The organism is Rahnella sp. GSA61A (assembly GCF_019969905.1).
GTDB lineage: Bacteria > Pseudomonadota > Gammaproteobacteria > Enterobacterales > Enterobacteriaceae > Rahnella > Rahnella aceris.
Genome location: NZ_JAHXYO010000005.1, coordinates 104,914 through 123,367, shown reverse-complemented (window position 1 = coordinate 123,367; position 18,454 = coordinate 104,914). Strand labels below are relative to the sequence as shown.

18 protein-coding genes are annotated in these 18,454 nt (G+C 51.1%); 8 read left to right on the top strand and 10 right to left on the bottom strand.

Going from position 1 to position 18,454, the window contains the following annotated elements:
• The first annotated feature begins 441 nt into the window (after nucleotides 1-441).
• Together LC431_RS08715 and LC431_RS08710 are read left to right on the top strand one after the other, a co-directional pair.
• A complete protein-coding gene (locus tag LC431_RS08715; RefSeq protein ID WP_223509714.1) occupies nucleotides 442-1,164 on the top strand; it encodes a hypothetical protein in 723 nt (240 codons plus the stop codon).
• 93 nt (nucleotides 1,165-1,257) lie between these two features.
• Nucleotides 1,258-2,025: a hypothetical protein gene (locus LC431_RS08710; protein ID WP_223509713.1), complete on the top strand. Its 768-nt coding sequence runs from the start codon at nucleotides 1,258-1,260 to the stop codon at nucleotides 2,023-2,025.
• Nucleotides 2,026-2,038: 13 nt separating this feature from the next.
• On the opposite strand, the gene mrdA is transcribed toward LC431_RS08710, so the two are convergent.
• Both mrdA and LC431_RS08700 read right to left on the bottom strand, forming a co-directional pair.
• Complete coding sequence (gene mrdA / locus LC431_RS08705) at nucleotides 2,039-3,985, bottom strand: penicillin-binding protein 2 (RefSeq protein ID WP_223509711.1); 1,947 nt, start codon at nucleotides 3,983-3,985, stop codon at nucleotides 2,039-2,041.
• A gap of 207 nt (nucleotides 3,986-4,192) precedes the next feature.
• Nucleotides 4,193-4,591: a hypothetical protein gene (locus LC431_RS08700; RefSeq protein WP_015689469.1), complete on the bottom strand. Its 399-nt coding sequence runs from the start codon at nucleotides 4,589-4,591 to the stop codon at nucleotides 4,193-4,195.
• Nucleotides 4,592-4,784: 193 nt separating this feature from the next.
• Here LC431_RS08700 and LC431_RS08695 point away from each other — a divergent pair, with 193 nt between their 5' ends.
• The 3 genes from LC431_RS08695 to LC431_RS08685 all read left to right on the top strand — a co-directional run bounded on the left by LC431_RS08695 (nucleotide 4,785) and on the right by LC431_RS08685 (nucleotide 7,527).
• Nucleotides 4,785-5,561, top strand: a complete 777-nt coding sequence (locus tag LC431_RS08695; RefSeq protein ID WP_013574343.1) for an alpha/beta fold hydrolase — start codon at nucleotides 4,785-4,787, stop codon at nucleotides 5,559-5,561.
• A 376-nt stretch (nucleotides 5,562-5,937) separates the two neighbouring features.
• Nucleotides 5,938-7,188, top strand: a complete 1,251-nt coding sequence (locus tag LC431_RS08690) for an OFA family MFS transporter (RefSeq protein WP_013574342.1) — start codon at nucleotides 5,938-5,940, stop codon at nucleotides 7,186-7,188.
• Nucleotides 7,189-7,323: 135 nt separating this feature from the next.
• Nucleotides 7,324-7,527: a hypothetical protein gene (locus LC431_RS08685; protein WP_013574341.1), complete on the top strand. Its 204-nt coding sequence runs from the start codon at nucleotides 7,324-7,326 to the stop codon at nucleotides 7,525-7,527.
• A 37-nt stretch (nucleotides 7,528-7,564) separates the two neighbouring features.
• Here LC431_RS08685 and LC431_RS08680 read toward each other — a convergent pair whose 3' ends face one another.
• A complete protein-coding gene (locus LC431_RS08680; RefSeq protein ID WP_153374826.1) occupies nucleotides 7,565-8,911 on the bottom strand; it encodes an enolase C-terminal domain-like protein in 1,347 nt (448 codons plus the stop codon).
• Nucleotides 8,904-10,241, bottom strand: a complete 1,338-nt coding sequence (locus LC431_RS08675) for an MFS transporter (protein ID WP_013574339.1) — start codon at nucleotides 10,239-10,241, stop codon at nucleotides 8,904-8,906. The genes LC431_RS08680 and LC431_RS08675 overlap by 8 nt, the downstream gene beginning before the upstream one ends.
• A 677-nt stretch (nucleotides 10,242-10,918) precedes the next feature.
• On the opposite strand from LC431_RS08675, the gene LC431_RS08670 reads away from it, so the two are divergent.
• The gene (locus LC431_RS08670; protein WP_013574337.1) at nucleotides 10,919-11,056 is read left to right on the top strand and encodes a hypothetical protein; all 138 of its coding nucleotides are present in this window, start codon (nucleotides 10,919-10,921) and stop codon (nucleotides 11,054-11,056) included.
• Between the two features lie 635 nt (nucleotides 11,057-11,691).
• Here LC431_RS08670 and cspA read toward each other — a convergent pair.
• Entirely contained in the window at nucleotides 11,692-11,904 is a 213-nt protein-coding gene (gene cspA / locus LC431_RS08665; protein ID WP_013574336.1) for an RNA chaperone/antiterminator CspA, read from the bottom strand.
• A 352-nt stretch (nucleotides 11,905-12,256) separates the two neighbouring features.
• Nucleotides 12,257-13,315, bottom strand: a complete 1,059-nt coding sequence (locus LC431_RS08660; RefSeq protein ID WP_051931124.1) for a DUF1615 domain-containing protein — start codon at nucleotides 13,313-13,315, stop codon at nucleotides 12,257-12,259.
• A 176-nt stretch (nucleotides 13,316-13,491) separates the two neighbouring features.
• On the opposite strand from LC431_RS08660, the gene LC431_RS08655 reads away from it, so the two are divergent.
• Together LC431_RS08655 and LC431_RS08650 are read left to right on the top strand one after the other, a co-directional pair.
• Nucleotides 13,492-14,220, top strand: coding sequence for a DUF3053 domain-containing protein (locus LC431_RS08655; protein WP_112151300.1), 729 nt, complete (start codon nucleotides 13,492-13,494; stop codon nucleotides 14,218-14,220).
• 90 nt (nucleotides 14,221-14,310) lie between these two features.
• Nucleotides 14,311-14,583 (top strand): hypothetical protein, encoded by a 273-nt coding sequence (locus LC431_RS08650; protein ID WP_015689466.1) that lies wholly within the window; start codon nucleotides 14,311-14,313, stop codon nucleotides 14,581-14,583.
• Nucleotides 14,584-14,651: 68 nt separating this feature from the next.
• On the opposite strand, the gene LC431_RS08645 is transcribed toward LC431_RS08650, so the two are convergent.
• The 4 genes from LC431_RS08645 to LC431_RS08630 all read right to left on the bottom strand — a co-directional run bounded on the left by LC431_RS08645 (nucleotide 14,652) and on the right by LC431_RS08630 (nucleotide 18,369).
• A complete protein-coding gene (locus LC431_RS08645) occupies nucleotides 14,652-16,214 on the bottom strand; it encodes a sensor domain-containing diguanylate cyclase (RefSeq protein WP_223509709.1) in 1,563 nt (520 codons plus the stop codon).
• Between the two features lie 133 nt (nucleotides 16,215-16,347).
• Nucleotides 16,348-16,827: a 2TM domain-containing protein gene (locus LC431_RS08640; RefSeq protein WP_131638686.1), complete on the bottom strand. Its 480-nt coding sequence runs from the start codon at nucleotides 16,825-16,827 to the stop codon at nucleotides 16,348-16,350.
• Between the two features lie 114 nt (nucleotides 16,828-16,941).
• A complete protein-coding gene (locus LC431_RS08635; RefSeq protein ID WP_013574331.1) occupies nucleotides 16,942-17,433 on the bottom strand; it encodes a GNAT family N-acetyltransferase in 492 nt (163 codons plus the stop codon).
• Nucleotides 17,434-17,460: 27 nt separating this feature from the next.
• Complete coding sequence (locus LC431_RS08630) at nucleotides 17,461-18,369, bottom strand: LysR family transcriptional regulator (protein WP_013574330.1); 909 nt, start codon at nucleotides 18,367-18,369, stop codon at nucleotides 17,461-17,463.
• Nucleotides 18,370-18,454: the final 85 nt, after the last annotated feature.

Here is an 18,454-nt window from a genome sequence, read left to right as displayed (position 1 = left end):
CTAGCAGGATGCGTGCCAACTTTAAAGTTTAATTATCAAGCAGATGAATTTAAAGGTTTTTTATTTTAAATGTGTTTTCAGGCATCTGCACGACGTGCAATAACCCGTTTAAAAAACACCCGGAGTGTCGCCGAAACCCAACAGTATTCGATGAAGTAATTCAAACGCTTAATTATCAATATCTTAAATGTCTCCAAATGACGACAGCACATAACGTGATTGTCGCCATTTTATGACACACGCTGTTTCGCAGGGGGATGACGGCGTTCCGTCGCAGAAAATATACGCAATGAAAAAATCTGCCGGTTTCACGGCCGCTTATACCTCCCGTTAAAGAGAAGCTGCAATATCATTATTCTTAAGAAGTGATTAAGTCATTAAAAAAAACTCATATGTTATATTCCCCACCATATTCCCCTAAAATTTACCCGCGAGATTATTATGTTTTCACATAAAAAATCAGGAATTCATTTTATTAAAAAGCAGGATATTAAATATTCATCTGGAGATAAGGAAAAAATACTCAACAGTTGGCGTTCCCTGCCGAAAAACTATTTGCTGGTTCATGCCTTTGAGGGTGAAGAAAGTCCTTTTTGCCAGCACCGCGCAGAGTCTATTTTAAGCAGTTGGGATATTATCAGCACCTCGTTGGTTGACTTAAAAGATATTAAACCCTTAACCAAAATTAAACGCTATACCGGGATGTATTGCACCACAGCCTTAATTCTGGATGTCCCGGTGCAAAATATTCTTGGGACGCATCCGACTGACGTCTGGTTTCCTAATCATATCGGGCGTGAAAATGACTATGCAGCGGGAAGAATTATCGATGCTTCAGCCCTGAGTCGGGCGATATTCCAGGGAGAAGGCAAAGAAGATTACCATTGTGAAGGTGGATATCAACGACTGCTGACACCTCAGTCGCTTCTGTCAGAAGATAAAAAAACACGCTCTATCGAATCACATAATGAGGTACTCATTATTGGTCGCCCGGGAGTTAAGTTATATGCAGGTCTGCCGGCAACACAAAGGATCCGGGTGCGCAAAATAGTCGTTGCCGAACCGACAGAGAGTAACAGCATGTATGACTATTATGCAGGCTCACCAGAAACAGTCGCCGCTAAAGTGGCGGAAATCAACGAATTAGAATACGAAATAGTTTGAAGGAATTTCGATAAGTACAGGATCCCGCCTGATGTAACACCATAACGATGAAAGCAGACTTAATAAAATATTGACTATTTCAGGATTGATATCATGCCATTTTTCAAAAAGAAAACCCCGACATTATCGCCGCATGCAATGTATTTAGCTGAGCGGGAAAAGCGGGGCGATAGAATAAAAGCGCGGAATCTGCAAAAAGCAGCCTTACTGCAAAGCTGGGCCGTACTGCCTGAGCGCCATGTTTTGGTCCATACCTTTGAACTGCAAGAAAGCCCGTTCTGCCGTCAGGACGCAGCCTCCCTGTTTAATAGTTGGGATGTCTTCAGCACATCATTGGTTGATTTAAACGATATTAAAAAATTCACGACAGAGTCTTTTCGTTACACAGGGATGTATCACAACATCGCGCTGGTTCTTGACGTCCCCCGACAAAATATCCTCGGGACATTCCCGCGTGACGTGTGGTTTATGAACCATGCCGGACGGGAAGGATGTAACCCCCAAGGGCGGGTGCTCCAGCCCTATGGACTTGTGGAGTGCATTCAGAGCGGAAGAGGGGTAGGTGACTTCAGATGCGAGGGTGGCTATCAGCAACTTTTGACCCCCGCGGCTCTCATGACGCAAGATAAAGTGATCCGTAATCAATTTACCCACAATGAAATACTGATTATCGGCCGCCAGGGTCTGAATCTCTATGACGGGCTCCCCGCAACTCAAAGCATCCGGGTGACGAGAGTGTTAGGCGCCGATAAGAGGCAGTCTCCTGACTACAGTAAAGTCCCTGCTGGTCACATGAAGACCACGGAAGAGATTGGAAAACACGTTGCCCGGCTCAACAACGTGCCCTTTGAAATGCTCTGATCACACGCCCGGATCAATGCTCACTGAAACCGAGTGAATTTGGCGCCGGCACCGGTTGTTCGCAGTCTGCCGGATTATCCACTTTGGCCGGATCACACATCACCGCCTGCGGCGGCAGGAAAATATGGTCGAGGATCGCCCGCGCGGTCGGCCCGGCCACCACACCATCCCCGCCGCCATTTTCCATGATCAGCGCCATCACCACCGTCGGGTGTTTATAAGGCGCAAACGCAGTATAGAAAATATGGTCGCGCAAACGTACCGGCGTCATTTTGGCGTTATACACCTGATTTTCGCGCAGACTGAATACCTGTGATGTTCCGGATTTTGCCGCAATCTGATAAGGCGCGGTGTGGAAAAGTTTATAACCGGTACCATTCGGGAGATTAGCCATCCCGAACATCCCGTTTTTCACGATGCCCCAGATGGGCGATTTCGGGTCAGCGATTTGCTGCGTCGGCGGCATTTTATACGGCGTGATCACTTTGCCGCTTTTGGCGGAATATAACAGGTGAGGCGTTTCCAGTTTACCGTTGTTCACAAGTGCGCTCAGCGCCCGCACCATCTGGATCGGCGTCGCCACCCAGTAGCCCTGACCGATACCGACAGACACCGTATCGCCCTGATACCAGCCCTTTTTATGTACCTTCAGTTTCCATTCACGACTCGGCAGCACACCGTTATATTGCTCATCCAGATCAATACCGGTCGATTGCCCGTAACCAAATTTGCTCAGCCAGGTATGGATACGATCTATGCCCATTTCATAGGCCACCTGGTAGAAGAAAGTATCAGCGGACTCTTCGATAGCTTTGGTGACATTCAGCAGGCCGTGACCGGTTTTCAGCCAGTCGCGGTAATGCCGTTCTGTGCCCGGCAGCGTCCAGGTCGGCGCACCAAAGAACGTGGTTTGTGGCGTGATCACCCCTTCAAACAGCGCCGATGTTGCCATAAACGGTTTCACCGTCGAGGCCGGCGGATACAGCCCCTGGGTCACACGGTTGATCAGCGGCAGATCCGGGTTCTTCAGTAACGCGCTGTATTGCTTACTGGAAATGCCGTTCACAAACGGGTTCGGATCATAACTCGGGCTGGAGACCATCGCTTTGATCCCGCCGTCACGCGGATCCATCACCACCACTGCCGCACGCTGCCCTTTCAGCACTTTTTCGATGTACTGCTGCAAATCCAGATCAAGCGTCAGATAGATATTTTGCCCGGCCTGCGGCGGAACCTCTTTCAGTAAACGCACCACATGACCGTGGTTATCGACCTCGACTTCCTGATATCCGGTGCGCCCATGCAAAATGTTTTCATAGTATTTTTCAACGCCCTGCTTACCGATATCGTGGTCAGCCGCGTAATTCTCAGCGATACCCTCCGCCTCGAGGCGTTTGGCATCTCTGTCGTTTATCTTCGAAACATAACCCACAACATGCGCCAGTTCCGCACCGTACGGATAACGGCGCTGCTGATAGGTGCTGATAGAGACGCCGGGGAAATCAAACTGATTGACGGAAAAACGCGCCACTTCAACATCCGTCAGCGCCAGCTTCAGAGGGATCTGCGCAAAGCGACGTCCGTGGATCATCGCATCGTGAAAACTGTCCAGATCGTCCTGTGTCAGATCGACAATGGGTTTCAGCGCATTCAGCGTGGCGTTGAGATCAGGCACTTTTCCCGGGATGACTTCAATCTGGTACAGGGTGATATTTTGCGCCAGCACGACACCGTTGCGATCCATGATCAACCCGCGACTGGGCGCGATCGGCAGCATTTTGATGTCATTCTGATTCGAGCGGGTCTGATAAAAATCATGCATGCCCACCTGCAGGTGATACAGGTTAAACACCAGCGCAGACGACAGGAGGATCACCACCATAAATGCGATCACGGCACGACGAACGAAAAGGACGGACTCGGCAGTATGGTCGCGGATTTCGTCGTTAAGTAAGGCCATAAGCGGGCAAATACCTTTTTTGTCTGCTTCTTGAAGCGGGCGAAAATGAAAAAAAGTGGGGACCGGAAAAGTGCGCAAGGATAGCCCGTCGTGCAACAGGCGACTATAAGAAGTGTGCTAATGAACTGGCAGGAGTGTTTCTATTTATTGCAGGGCGTTGCGGACAGACGTAACGCCCGGATTCAGAAAATGCTGTGGCCAGGATTTTTACTTCGCGGTATTCACTTTGCAATCTCCGTAAACATAACCTTCGGTTTGCGTGGCGACAACAAAACTGTCTTTTACGTGAATATACATCAGGTTATCTTGTGCACCGGCTTTCATGGGCTGATTGTCTTTGCCGATGATGTCCGTCAGTTCCGGGCTGGTGACCATTTTGCTGCCATCCGGAGAAAAGCTGAACGTATTACCCGCATCATAGACCTGTGCGTTTTTATTGACGACTTCAGAAACATCGTTGCCATCATCAGACTGCGTGTGGTGCGTTAATACACATTGATACTGAGTGACAGCAGATGCTGAAAACGACGCCAGCACCAGGGTAACCGCCACAAAACTGCCTAACCTGACCATCAGATAAATCCATAAAGTGAGCAAGGGTTCCATGCTATCACTTGTCTGGCTGATAGAAAGAGTCCGGAAAAAAAATATTCACATGCTGAATGACTTAACGGGAATCCACCATCATTGATGATGCCGCCAGTCCCGGATGCGTGTTCACCCCTTTTTTATACTGCCGCTAAGAAAAATCCTGCCTATAATCCGCAGATTGCACTTAAGTGATTAACAAAGGATTGAGATGAAATCGTTCAAAGTACCCGGTATGGAAATGCAGTTACGTTTCCACGAGTTACCAGGGCTGGGTGTGCCGCTGGTCTTTTTACACGGTCTCGGCTGTGCAGCTTCCTGCGATTTTCCACGGGTGGCGACAGATGCTTCCCTGCGCCCGCGTCGCTCGCTGCTGCTGGATTTCGCCGGTTCAGGTTACAGCGATAAACCCGATGATTTCAGCTACAGCCTCCGGGCGCATACTGATTGTGTGATTGCCTGGCTGGAAAGCCTGGGTGTGCCACAGGTCAATTTAATCGGTCACAGCATGGGCGGCAGCATTGCCATTATGGTGGCAGCGCAGCGCCCTGACCTGATCCAGCGCCTGATTGTCGCCGAGCCAAATCTGGATGCCGGCGGCGGCACCTTCAGCCGCGCGGTGACTCAGTATTCAGAAGAAGCATATCTGCGCGAGGGCCATACACATCTGATTGATGTCGCCGTACGCGGGAATAATCACATCTGGGCAGGATGTATGAGCATCGCCTCGCCGCTGGCCATCCACCGTCAGGCGGTCGGGCTGGTAAAGGGGGAAACGGTATCATGGCGCGAACAGCTTTATCAGCTTGAAATGCCTGCGACGGTGTTGTTTGGTGAGTTTTCACTGCCAGAACCGGATGTCGCCGTTTTGCCGCAACATGGCGTTCAGACCGCCATTGTGCCGCAAGCCGGTCACTCGATGATGTGGGAAAACCCGACCGGCGTCGCGGCCGCGATTAATGCCGCGCTGAATACCGGGGCCTTGTAGACCGGAACGCAGAAACAAAAACGAGCTCAAACGGCTCGTTTTTTTCACCTTATTAATAATTAATCGTTTAAAACTCCCCCGGTCAGAATCTTTCTGATGCAGCCAATGACACAACGAAACCTTTGTAACCCTGCCTGAAAAAACTAAATAACAGATTAGTGATCCAGATCAACTAAAACCCGCGCCCCGCAAGGCCTGCAGCGGTGTTTTAAGTCCAATTTTGAGCTGATTTTAGCCAGAAAATGGCGACTCATGCCGTCATGGATGCATTTCATTCCGCAACTCATGCATCTCACTCCACAAATCATCCGCATCCATTCCGCGGACTTATCATAGCCACAGTTAATTGAATCTACTTCGCTCGGGAGAACCCACTATGAGTGACAAATCTGGCATGCAGAACGACAACCGTACCCGCTGGCTGACACTGGCCGGTACCATTCTTACTCAGCTTGCACTGGGTTCCGTTTATACCTGGAGTCTCTTTAACGGTCAGTTGTCCGAAAAACTCGGCGAACCGATCAGCCGCGTTGCGCTGACGTTCGGTATCCTGAGTCTGTGTCTGGCTCTCGCCTCTTCCGTTGCGGGTAAACTTCAGGAACGGTTTGGTGTGCGTGCCGTCACCATCGCCGCCGGTTTACTGATGGCCGCCGGTTTCGCGCTGACCGCCCATTCCGATAACGTGATCATGCTGTACATCAGCGCCGGCGTGCTGGTCGGTCTGGCGGACGGTGCCGGTTACCTGCTGACCCTCACCAACTGCGTGAAATGGTTCCCTGAGCGTAAAGGCATGATTTCAGCCTGTTCAATCGGTGCTTACGGGCTGGGCAGTCTGTTATTCAAATTCGTCTGCGGTCATCTGCTGGCGACGGAAGGTTTGCAAAACACTTTCATGATCTGGGGTGGTGTGGCGATGGTGATGGTGATTGCCGGCGCACTGATGATGAAAGATGCGCCGAAACAGGAAACATCAGCCGTCACCCGTGAGGAAAACACCCTGAACGATAACAGCAACGACAGCCGTGATTTCACCCTGGCCGAAGCCATTCGTGCACCGCAATACTGGATGCTGGCGCTGATGTTCCTGACCGCCTGCATGAGTGGTTTGTATGTGATTGGTGTGGCGAAAGATATCGGTCAAAGCCTGGTTAAACTGGATGCGCTGACCGCCGCCAACGCCGTAACCGTGATTGCGATTGCTAACCTGAGCGGCCGCCTGGTGTTGGGTGTGTTGTCTGACAAAATGCAGCGTATCCGCGTTATCTCTATCGCGCAGATTGTGTCGCTGGCCGGTATGAGCATGATGCTGTTCACCCAGATGAACGAAATGATGTTCTTCCTCTCCGTGGCCTGCGTCGCTTTCAGCTTCGGTGGAACCATCACCGTTTACCCTTCACTGGTCAGCGACTTCTTCGGCCTGAACAACATGACCAAAAACTACGGCCTGCTGTATCTGGGCTTCGGTATCGGCAGCATCTTTGCCTCACTGGTGGCTTCCCTGTTCGGTGGCTTCGCAGTGACCTTCAGCATCATCACTGTATTATTGATTGTGTCATTGGTTCTTTCTGCCACAATTCGCTTACCGAATAAGTCAGAAGAAGCGCATAATACGCTCCAGCACGTGTAACACAGCAGCTGAGCACAGCATAAATGATGAACGGGAGCACAATTAGCTCCCGTTTCTTATGAAGAAAGCATATAAAATCGGCCGCTGAATCACGTACCCTTATGACAAAATGTGAACAGACCGGACACCTGCAAAATGAAACGCATTACCCTCGCTCTTTTTGGCCTGATGATCTCAATGACTACGTTCAACAGTTTCGCTCAGGCTTACCCTTCCAGCGCTCAGGAAGTGGCTTCTGAACTGAACCGTAAAGCCAGCGAAAGCAGCACCAGACCTTCCACAACTATCGATGCCAGCGCGCATAACAAACTGAACGCCCGCACCGATTATTTGAAATAAAACTCGCTTAAGTCACCACACGCCAGTCAGCCCGACGTCAGCGAACCAAAGTGGCGCGCTTGCCGTCAAACGCCCAGCCGCGGATCAGATACTGCATGGCGATCGCATCATCGCGATCTTTGTGCCGCAGGTTGTTGTAACGCTGATGGGCGATGCCGACGGCATCCATATCCAGTTCAACGCCCAGCCCCGGCAGTTCATTCAGCGCCAGTTTACCGTCTTTAATCTGCAACGGGTTTTTGGTCAGATGCTGTCCCTCCTGCCAGATCCAGTGTGTATCAAATGGCGTGATCTCGCCGGGCGCGGCCGCCCCGAGATGCGCCAGCATCGCCAGCGACACATCAAAGTGATTGTTCGAATGACAGCCAAGCGTCAGCCCCCACGCATTACATAATGTGCCGATGGTATTCGCCCCGCGCATCGACCAGTAATGGGGATCAGCCAGCGGGATATCGATCGCATTCAGTTGCAGCGCATGGCTCATCTGCCGCCAGTCGTTGGCAATCATATTGGTCGCGACCGGTAATCCGGTGGCGCGCTTAAATTCCGCCAGCGTTTCACGTCCGGAAAACCCCTGCTCCGCGCCACACGGATCTTCAACGTAAGACAAAATCCCGTGCATGTTTTTGCACAGCGAAATCGCCTGATCCAGCGACCAGGACGCATTCGGGTCCACAGTAATACGCGCCTGCGGGAAGCGTTTTTTCAGTGCCCTGACCGTTTCTATTTCGACTTCACCCGCCTGCACGCCGCCTTTAAGTTTGAAATCTTTAAAACCGTATTTATCCTGTGCCGCTTCCGCCAGTTGCACCACTTTTTCGTGGCTCATGGCCTCCTGATGACGCAGGTGATACCACAGATGCTGCCCCGCCAGCGCCTTTCCTGGCTGATAATCCAGATCGGTTTTCTGCCGGTCGGCAATATAAAACAGATAACCGAGCACCGGCACTTCATCGCGCTGTTTACCGGGGCCGAGCAGTTGCGCCACCGGCTGATTGAGAAACTGCCCCATCAGATCCAGCAGTGCGGTTTCCAGAACCGCGACGGCATTGTGATGACGTTCGAGATCCCACGGCCGGAAGCCCGGCAGCACCGGTTTCGGCTGACGGTTTTCCTCCAGATCCCGTTTGTGCAAATCGCTCACCAGCTGATTCATGATGCCAATTTTCTGCCCGACGATATGCGGGATGGCATCATTGAGGATCTTCAGCACCACGCCGGTGGCGGGCGCTTCGCCCACGCCGGTATGTCCGGCACTGTCTTTGAGCACCAGCAAAATACGGGTGAAATAACAGTTATGTGCACCGGCAATGTTCAGCAGCATGCTGTCGTAACCGGCGACCGGAATGACCTGCATTTCGACAATTTTAGGCGTATCAGACATGACGTTTTGGCTCCATTCCCTGCGGGGCGTGATATTCAGGTTGCGTTGGCGTGCGGTGAGTTTTGGTGAAGAACAGCGTGATAGCGGCGAAAACCGAAATTCCGCTGAGGATATACAAACCCGCAGTGGTGCTGCCGGTGGTTTGTTGCAGATAACCAAACACCGCCGGTGCGAAGAAACCGCCGAGATTGCCCAGTGAATTGATCAGCGCAATCCCCGGCGCCACGATGGATGACGGTAGCTGACTTTGCGGGATCGGCCAGAACAATACCGCGCTGGATTTCGTCCCGATACACACCACGCATAGCGCAAATAAACCAAACCACGGACTGCCGACCGTACACAGGCAGGTGCCGATCGCAGCCACAATCAACGCCAGCGCCAGAATGGTTTCGCGACTGCCGCGGAAACGGTCGCTGACGCGGCCAAGAATATTGATGGCGATAATGGCGCAAATCCACGGAACGGAATTCAGCATGCCGATCTGGAAGGGGGAAAGCCCCTGAATGCGGCCGATGATCTCCGGCTGCCAGAACACCAGCGTGTAACCGGTCATGCACATCACAAAGAACAGGAAACACAGGTACGCCATTTTGCCGTCAGTGATCAGCTTCCAGCGCGACTGACCCTGCGTATGTAAATCACGCGAACTGGATTCCGTGCTCAGCGCATTACTCAGCGCAAGTTTCTCTTCAGCAGTCAGCCATTTTGCCTCTTCAGGTTTCGACACCAGGAAGAATGCCGCCACGATCCCTACCAGCACCGACAGCGCACCTTCGATAAACAGCACCCACTGCCAGCCCGGCAATCCCATAAAGTCATGCAATTCCAGCAGGCCACCGGTAACCGGGCCGGAGAGCAAGTACGCGGCTGCTGAACCGGTGAGGATCAAAGCCGTGGCACGGCCGCGGTAAACATTCGGCACCCATTTGCGGAAATAGAACAGGATCCCCGGGAAGAAACCGGCTTCAGCGACACCGAGCAGAAACCGCAGCACGTAGAATTGCATCGGTGTGGTGACGAAGCCCATGGCAAAGACCACCGCACCCCAGGTGATCATGATGCGCGTCAGCCAGACACGCGCGCCATACTTGTCCATCAGCATGTTGCTGGGAATTTCAAACAGCGCGTAACCGACGAAGAACAGCCCGGCACCGAAACCGAACGCTGCCGTGCTGATGCCTACGTCGGTTTCCAGGCTATGCTTGATGAATCCGACATTGGTGCGGTCGATTTGGTTAATGATCAACATCAGGATGAGCATCGGAATGGTGCGGGCAAAGAATTTGCGGTTTGCACTGCGTACCGCTTTGTTTTCATGACCGTTCATGGTGTTCCCTTAGCGTTGAAATTATGAACAACTGCAACACTAAGTAAGATGTGTACACCGGGATTTACCATTGTGCAGTCGCCCAAGCTTTGATCACCCGCAAGGACTCACTGGCCTTATTACTGCATATTATCAATGCATTAAACGATGTGCATAAGCACAATCATCTCCCCTGCTTCGTCATTGCTTTTGGGCAGATTAGCGAGATGCTTCACAGTTCAGAAAGGGATTTCTCAGACACATTGCTTAAAATAAAAGCACATATTTATCCATATGGATTATATGTTTGTTATAATTGCATCATGAAACAAATGATTGGGACAATTCGTCCCGCACAAGGAGTGTGAAATGAAGGCCACTGCTTTTTGGTTAATGATGGCAGGAGGCTCTGTCGGGATCGGTTATGTGATGGCCCTGATGATGGAACTTCTGTGAGTAAACAGCGTTAACGACGACGGATAAATAAGGACATTTCATGGCATTTTACAGCCCTAAACGCATCATTCTTTATACTGCCTCTGCGATTGCGCTGCTGGTGATCGTTGGTTTGGTCACGTATTTCACTGTCGGCCATTTAGGCGCATAACGCCTTTCCCTCTGCTTTCTCTTCCTGTGGCGATACTTGCCGTATCGTCGCATAATGCTGCCATTCATTAAGCTATGCGGAAGGATTCATCATGACATACAAAGGATTAATGATTGTTGCCGTGGTTATCGTGCTGGCAAGCATCGGTTCTGAGTCTCTGATACAGAAGGGCATTGCGCTGGCGGACAGCAAAATTGATCAGGTGATTACGCATTATGCGGACAAATAAGGCTTACATCTGCTGGATTAACCTTACCGGGCGATGACAAAACCATACACAAGGTTTGATATCTTAAATCCATCAAATGTTGTGTGATGTCCCTGTGTAATACCCCTGTAGAACCCTGTTATTTTGCCCGCCGCGTGCGGGCTTTTTTTTACCTGTTTTTCGGCAAAGGCAGCAATTGAGGTTGGATTGGGATCGGGATTGAACACAAAGCTTATTCACGAATAATTCGAGTTGCAGGAAGGCGGCAAGTGAAGGAATCCCGATGAGCTTACTTATGTAAGTGATTCGGGTGAGCGAAGGAAGCCAACGCAGAGCCAGTCCAAAGGATAAAGGGAATTTGCCGGTGCTTTCCCGGCCGTCATATTATGGCGCAAGCGTCCATCGAACACTCCGACATTGCGCGGCCTGAGCACGGCCATTTCATAACAGAAAAAACAACGGGTGAAATAATCCAACTGGCTTTTCTGTTATGGCTCCCGGAAATAAATTCAGAAGCTTATATATAATAAACCCCGGCGTTGGCCAGGGTTTATTTTTGTCATTGATAATGTCGATATTGAAACAATTATTCTGGCTGCTCCGGGTTTAACCCATCTTCGCTATTGCAGAGTGTTTGCCTTCAATATCAGGCGACATTACAGAACGACAACGTTACCCGCTGATGGGCCTTTCTGACCATTTTCGATGGTGAACTCAACGTTCTGACCTTCGTCCAGGGTTTTGAAATCATTGCTCTGGATTGCAGAGAAGTGAACGAACACGTCTTTGCTGCCGTCTGCAGGGGAGATGAAACCGAAACCTTTACCAGCGTCAAACCATTTTACTAAACCAGTCATTTTATTAGACATAGAAAATACCTTCTTCGTTTTTATTTTATGATGCCATAGGGCAATATAGGTCTGTTTTTATTTGAAATACTTATGGATGCATCAGAGAAGGAAATTCGTCGGAGAAAGGATTTGCTATATCACTTGAACCAGGAACTGCTTTACTAAAATGTCTTACATAAATAGGTCTTAACCACAAACCGTTGACGCTATTTACACACAGGCGGATTTATTAAGCAAGCTTTTATTTCAACGGGATTATATTACCGGCGGATTTATTCCAACCGGAAATATCGCTCAGGCCGCCCGTGACAACGGCTGTAGCCCGATTAAATAATAAGAAAGCCTGCCCGGTTCCGGCAGGCTTTAAGAATCATCCTCCCGCTCTTTTCATGCAATCCGCACGACGACCGTCTACCCGCTTAGCAAACCACGCGGTAGTCAGCTTGCGGGTAATCTTCGGACTTTCCAGCGTGATGCCCGGTAGCATTTCCCGTGGCTGTCTTTTACCGGTGGTTTTATCCGCCAGCGCGAAGACCTGCTTGTAGAGCCGGGTCTCTTCAAACTCCAGTTGTTCGCCCTTCTCCAGCGCCTTACGGATGGCCGAATTGCTGATGTCCAGACGTTTGCTCAGTGTGCGTACTGCCAGCTCTGTGCCGCCCGGTTTATCAGTGCCGTAGTTAATCAGGTCACCGTCCAGTGCCAGCGGAATGCCTGACACTTTACTTACCGCACTCTGGAATGCGGCGTTGCGGCTGGCATACCAGCCAGCATTAAAGTCGGCAAAGCGGTATAACGGCTGAGTGTAATTCGCCGGATACCCCAGCAGATGTTTGACGCCAAAATACACGCCGCCGCGGCGGCTAAACACTTCATTGCGGATTGAATCCTCAACTTTATACGGATAGCCTTTGGCGTTTTGCTCGGCAAACGCAATGCTGACCTGCATCGGCCCGCCGGTATGCACCGGATTCAGATTGCCGAACAGCTTCTGCCCCATCGGCACCATATCAATGAAATCATCAAAAATCGCACTCAGCTGTTTCTCGGTTTTTACGTTATCCAGCCGCTCGCTGTAGGATTTGCCGTTCGGGGATTTCAGCAACAACGCGGTGTGCACCAGGAAATTGGGCACATGAACCGCATCGGCGCGCCGGTCAATCTCTTTCCACGCAATTTTGCTTAATCCCGGCACCGGTGCGTCGGCGTTGAAATTGGATTCCTGCTGCGCCACCGCCAGCACAGAACAGATATTTTCGGTGGTTGCCGGAATGTTCTGCGTGGTGAAAGCGGCGGTAATATCGGTCGCCCAACCTTTTCTGTCGGGGGCTGATGTCGGCATCAGCCGCACGATATCCGCTTTCACGTCATGCGGATTTTGCACCGGCGTTGCGCTTTTTTTCGTCGAGGTACACCCCGCGAGGATCATCATGGCCAGCACCGGCGCAAACTTTTTTATCGAAAATGACTTATGCTTCAAAGTGATACATTCCCTGAATAAATGACTCTGAGAGTGACGTTAGCGAAGATAGCTATGCTGATCTAGCAAAAAATTATCTTTATGCGTTAAGGTTAAGGCTCTGATGATGGAGATAAAGGAACAAGGAAATGATGCACTCAGCGCCCCGCTTACAGACCTCACACCGCGTATTTTTGCTCCCTTTTATGATGTTGCTGATGATTATTGTCCTCAGCGGCTGCGGTGATAAAGAACCCGCACAACGCAAAGCCTTTATAGACTTTCTTCAGTCGCGGATCCTCGATAAACCCGTGCTGGCCGTCCCGCAACTGACCGAAGCGCAGAAAAAAGAGTTTGGCGATTACACTAAAGATTACGCGATTATCACCGGTTTTCATCATCAGATGAATATCGAACTGGATTCTTCGCTGGTGCCGGTTTTTGCCGGTATGAACGGCGTAAACAGCGTCAGTAACCTGCTTGAGCAGCGCGATGATCTGAAGAAAATGGCTGACAGCAGTGAACGATGGAAAGAGAAAATCGTGCTGCTGAAAACCCAGGCCGATACGCAGCATGCAGCGCTGAAACAGCCGGAAGACCTGAAGAAGGTTTACGATCAGGTGTATGAGAAAACCATCGTTAAACCGTCAGCCATCACTGAGCAGGTGTTTGATTTATTGCCGCAGGTGCTGAACCTGATTGTAGCGAAGGCCGACTTCATCAAAAGTCAGGGCAAAAACGTCACCATCACCGGCAACCGTCTGCAATTCGCCAACCAGAAACAACTGGATAAATACAACGCCATCCAGCAACAACTGGTTCCGCTGAATGCGCAACTGATGCAACTCAGCCGTCAGATGCAGCAAATGGTGCGTTAATCCACCAGACAAAGACCCGCCCGCCGTAAGACGGTTTTTTCATTGCGGTGCTTTTGTTATGGTGTGCGGCAATTAAATAAGGAGACACCTATGAATGACGAGACCCTGAACAAACGTGTTGACCAGCTTGAGCGCGTAAACCGTGAGCTGCTGGTGCAGATTTCCGCCATGCGTCTGCTGTTTGGCAGCGTGGGGAATGTGCTGAATGCCAGCCAGGAAAATGCGTTCACCCTCGCGGTCAATCAGGCGCTGGAAGCCAACCGTGCAGATGTCGCCAATCAGGCCGATCTGGATGATGCCTCACGCAAATTCCGCGAAGACGTCTTCAAATGCACTGAATCCCTGCTGCCGGGTTCACGCTAAGTCAAAGCTCAGGCGCGATGCCTGAGCCTTTTCTCATCCTTCTGGCTGACCGTTTAGCCTCATCCAATCTACAAATTCACCACGCAGTTACGCCCTTTATTTTTGGCCTGATACAGCGCTTTATCCGCAGTTTTCAATGCCCCGTCAATATTGGCTTTTCCGGGATAGAACAGGGTAACGCCGATTGAAATCGTGACCTGACCGGCCCCCTCAAACTGCTGCATTTCAACCTGCTTGCGCAAACGCTCGGCCAGCCCGGTGGCCTGCGTCAGTGACGCGCCGGGCAGCAGCAGTAAAAATTCCTCGCCACCCATGCGACACAGCAGATCGCCTTCCCGCGAATTACTCAGAATATGGCGCGCCAGTTGAGTGATCACCCTATCGCCCACGTCATGTCCGAAAGTGTCGTTTACTTTTTTGAAGTGATCGATATCGAGGGTGATGACTGCAACGCGCGACGATTCCTTTAGCTGTTTATCCACCGCCTCATAAAAACCGCGCCGGTTCAGCAGCCCGGTCATCGGGTCGGTATGGGCTTCGGTACTCAGTTGTTCGATACGCTGATGCAACAACCGGATCCCCTGCAACATCACCGTTTTCAGCTTCGATGCTTCGTAATACCAGGCATTGATCTGCTGAATTTCCTCGGAGACATCATGTGAGTCCATGGTGTCAGCCTTCGAGGCAAGCTGTCGCAGCGGCCGCGAAATATAGCGCGTCAGCAGCCAGATGCAGATGAACACCAGAATGACAATCGGCAACGTGTAGAGCAAAACCTGCATCATTACGTGATACAGCAGCATCACATCGGCTTTCGCCGGATGCAGCACCAGCACCGTCCAGCCCGCCACCTCCACCGTAGAGAAACCCGCCAGAGATTCTTCGCCTTGCAGGTTTTCCATACGCAAAAAACCCTGCTCCCGTCCGCCCAAAAGTGCCTTGTTCACATGCCCCTGTGGCGCGCTTTCACTCCAGCCTGACGCGTCGCGATACAACACGTCGCCTTCACGGTCGATGACATAGATATAGGCGTCTTTACGGTAATTGCGGGCATTAATCAGCGTATCCACAATGCTGCCTTTGCTCAGGTCAATTTCGGTGGCCAGATACCCGAGATAGCCGCCACGCGCATTACGGATGGGTGAGGAAAGCACAATGATGTGATTATTCTGTGGAGTGAGAAAGGGGGAACTGAGCACCGGATTTTGCGTTTTCAACGCAGCGGTATTGGCATCAGACACCAGTTTTAAACCGACCATCGCCGCAGAGTTTCGTGAAGCCGCACGCACGACGCCGGTGGTATCCACCACCAGCACCGAGCTGAAGCGCTTACTTTGCAACTGCAAACGATCGGCTTCTTCAGTCAGTGCATCAACATTGTTAAACCGCTCGCCGAGTAAATCGGCGCTATAGGCCACCTGCTTGTTTACGGCATTGAAAAACAAATCAGCCGTCAGCGACAGTCGTGTGGCGAACGACTGACTCGCCCTGAGGGAGGATTCGGTAAGGAGCTTCTTCTCTACCTGAAAAATTGCCAGATAACTGCTGAGCAAGGTGACAAGCGTACTCACCAGTGCAAGAAGCAATATCAGTCTCTTAAGATTAAATGCAAACCGCCGCTGCTGATCCATTCTCTGTCCGTTGAGCTAATGACCCTGAATATTACAGAGGATAGCAGTATGTCCGGCAAGGGTTTTGATATGTCTCAGTCAGGGCAGTTTTGCTTACGATTAACACGGGCGCTTTAGTAGCATTTTTTCCGGATCAGAGCTTGCGTATTAACTTCTGTAAACGCGCCTTCTGCCAGCGCTCCACCGATCCGCGAAAAACAAAAATGCGTAACCCCCGCAACAACACAATGCAGCCCCAGATACACAGGGGCCAGACGAACCAGACTGAATCCGGCGAGGTGTAATGGTTTATCGCGAACAGACCGGCGTTGATCACCGCCCACAACAGAACGGAACGATAAAAACTGCTTTCTTCCGCTACCTGATATCTGGCTTTTTCTATCTGGTCGTCAAGCGCCTGCCCTGAAGCACTGCCCGTTTTCGCATCGTTTTCTGTCAGTTCAGAAACCTTGATATCAAAGGCTGCTGCGATAGCGCCGAGGGTTTCTAGGCTGGCCTGCTCACCATTTTCGATACGCTGCACCGTGCGCACGCTCAGTGAGGAAAGTTCTGCCAGTTGTTCCTGAGACCATGCACGGGAAATGCGAAGTTGCCTGATTTTGCTCTGATTCATAATTTTTACCTGTAGAGTGAATGTTGAACACCCAATCAGCATGCAACGCAGGATCGGAAATCAACACGACAGCAACCTGACACGGACACGACAGCAAACTGACAGTATTAAAAATCAGAAGGTTAGCCGGTAAAATTTACTGTCTACCGCCATCAGCGGGAAGGCTGGCGGCAGATCTGGCACCGTGACTTCCTTAAAACCGTTCTTTTCATAAAAGCGATGCGCCGCCAGAAACTTGTCTGTCGTGCCGAGAAAAATATCTTTCACATTTTTCTCCCGGGCATGATGCAGCAACGTGTTGAGTAACAATGTGGCCACGCCGTACTCCCTGCCACGAAAAGGCGCGCTGACAAACATTTTGCGCAGTGCTGTCTGCGCATTACCGATATCTTTCAGTCCCAGCGTGCCCACGACTTTCCCTTCATAGCGGGCAACCCAGAAATCCCCGGCGCCGCGCTGATAAAATTGCGGAATGTCATGCAGATCAGGCTGCTGTTCTTCGGTGATGACAATGCCAAATTCCTGATTCTGGATCGGTAAAATCACATCCACCACACCGCGCTGATCGGCGGCAGAAAAGCGTTCAATTAAGACAGAATGACTCATCACACACTCCCTTAGTTAACAACAGATTTAATGAGGACATAGCAGCGCCAGCTCGGGATTTTCAGGGAAAACCCGTTCACTGAGAAAATCAATAAACACCCGCAACTTCGGCGTCATATAACCGCCGGAGGGCCATAAAATGTAAAAATCACCGCTGCGCTTCACGTAATCATCCAGCACGGTCACCAGTTGCCCGCCCGCCAGCTCCTTGCGGATACTGAAATCAGGCAGACAGGCGATGCCCAGCCCCTGCAGGGCAAAACATTGGCGCGTTTCAATATTATTGCAAACCATCGATACCGGCAGCGATAAATCCTGATATTCCGGCAGCGGCCATGGTTCGAGCTTTCCGCTATTAGGAAAGCGAAAATGCAGACAACGGTGTTCAACCAGTTCCTGCGGCTTCGCAGGTGTACCATACTGTTCAAAATAATCCGGCGCGCCGACCAGTAAATGATGAAAAGTACCCAGCTTGCGCATCGACAATCGCGAATCAGCCAGTTGGCCGGTGCGCACCACGGCATCAAACCCCTCTTCCACCACATCAACGATGCGATCGGTGAAATCCAGATCCAGCCCGATATCAGGATAACGACGCATAAACTCGCCCAGCACCGGCAAGAGTAGCGTGCTGACCTGAGGCAAGCTCAGCCGCAACCTGCCGCGCGGACTTTCCGCCAGTTGCGACAGCTCGCTTTCTGCCGCCTCGAGTTCCGCCACGATGCGCCGGCAGCGTTCGAGGAACAGCGTCCCTTCGACGGTCAGCGTCACGCTGCGGGTGCTGCGGTGAAACAGCCGCACATTCAGCCTGGTCTCCATGCGCGCAATGCTTTTACCCACCGCCGACGCCGATACGCCTAAAATTCGCCCGGCTGCCACAAAACTGCGGGTTTCTGCCACCTGTACAAAGGTATTCAGGCTACTGAGATTTTCCATTACTGCCCCCGATTACGGACATCATCGTCCGTATATTATGGAAACCTACCCTACTTTTTCCTCACTGAGGAGATCTCTATCGTGA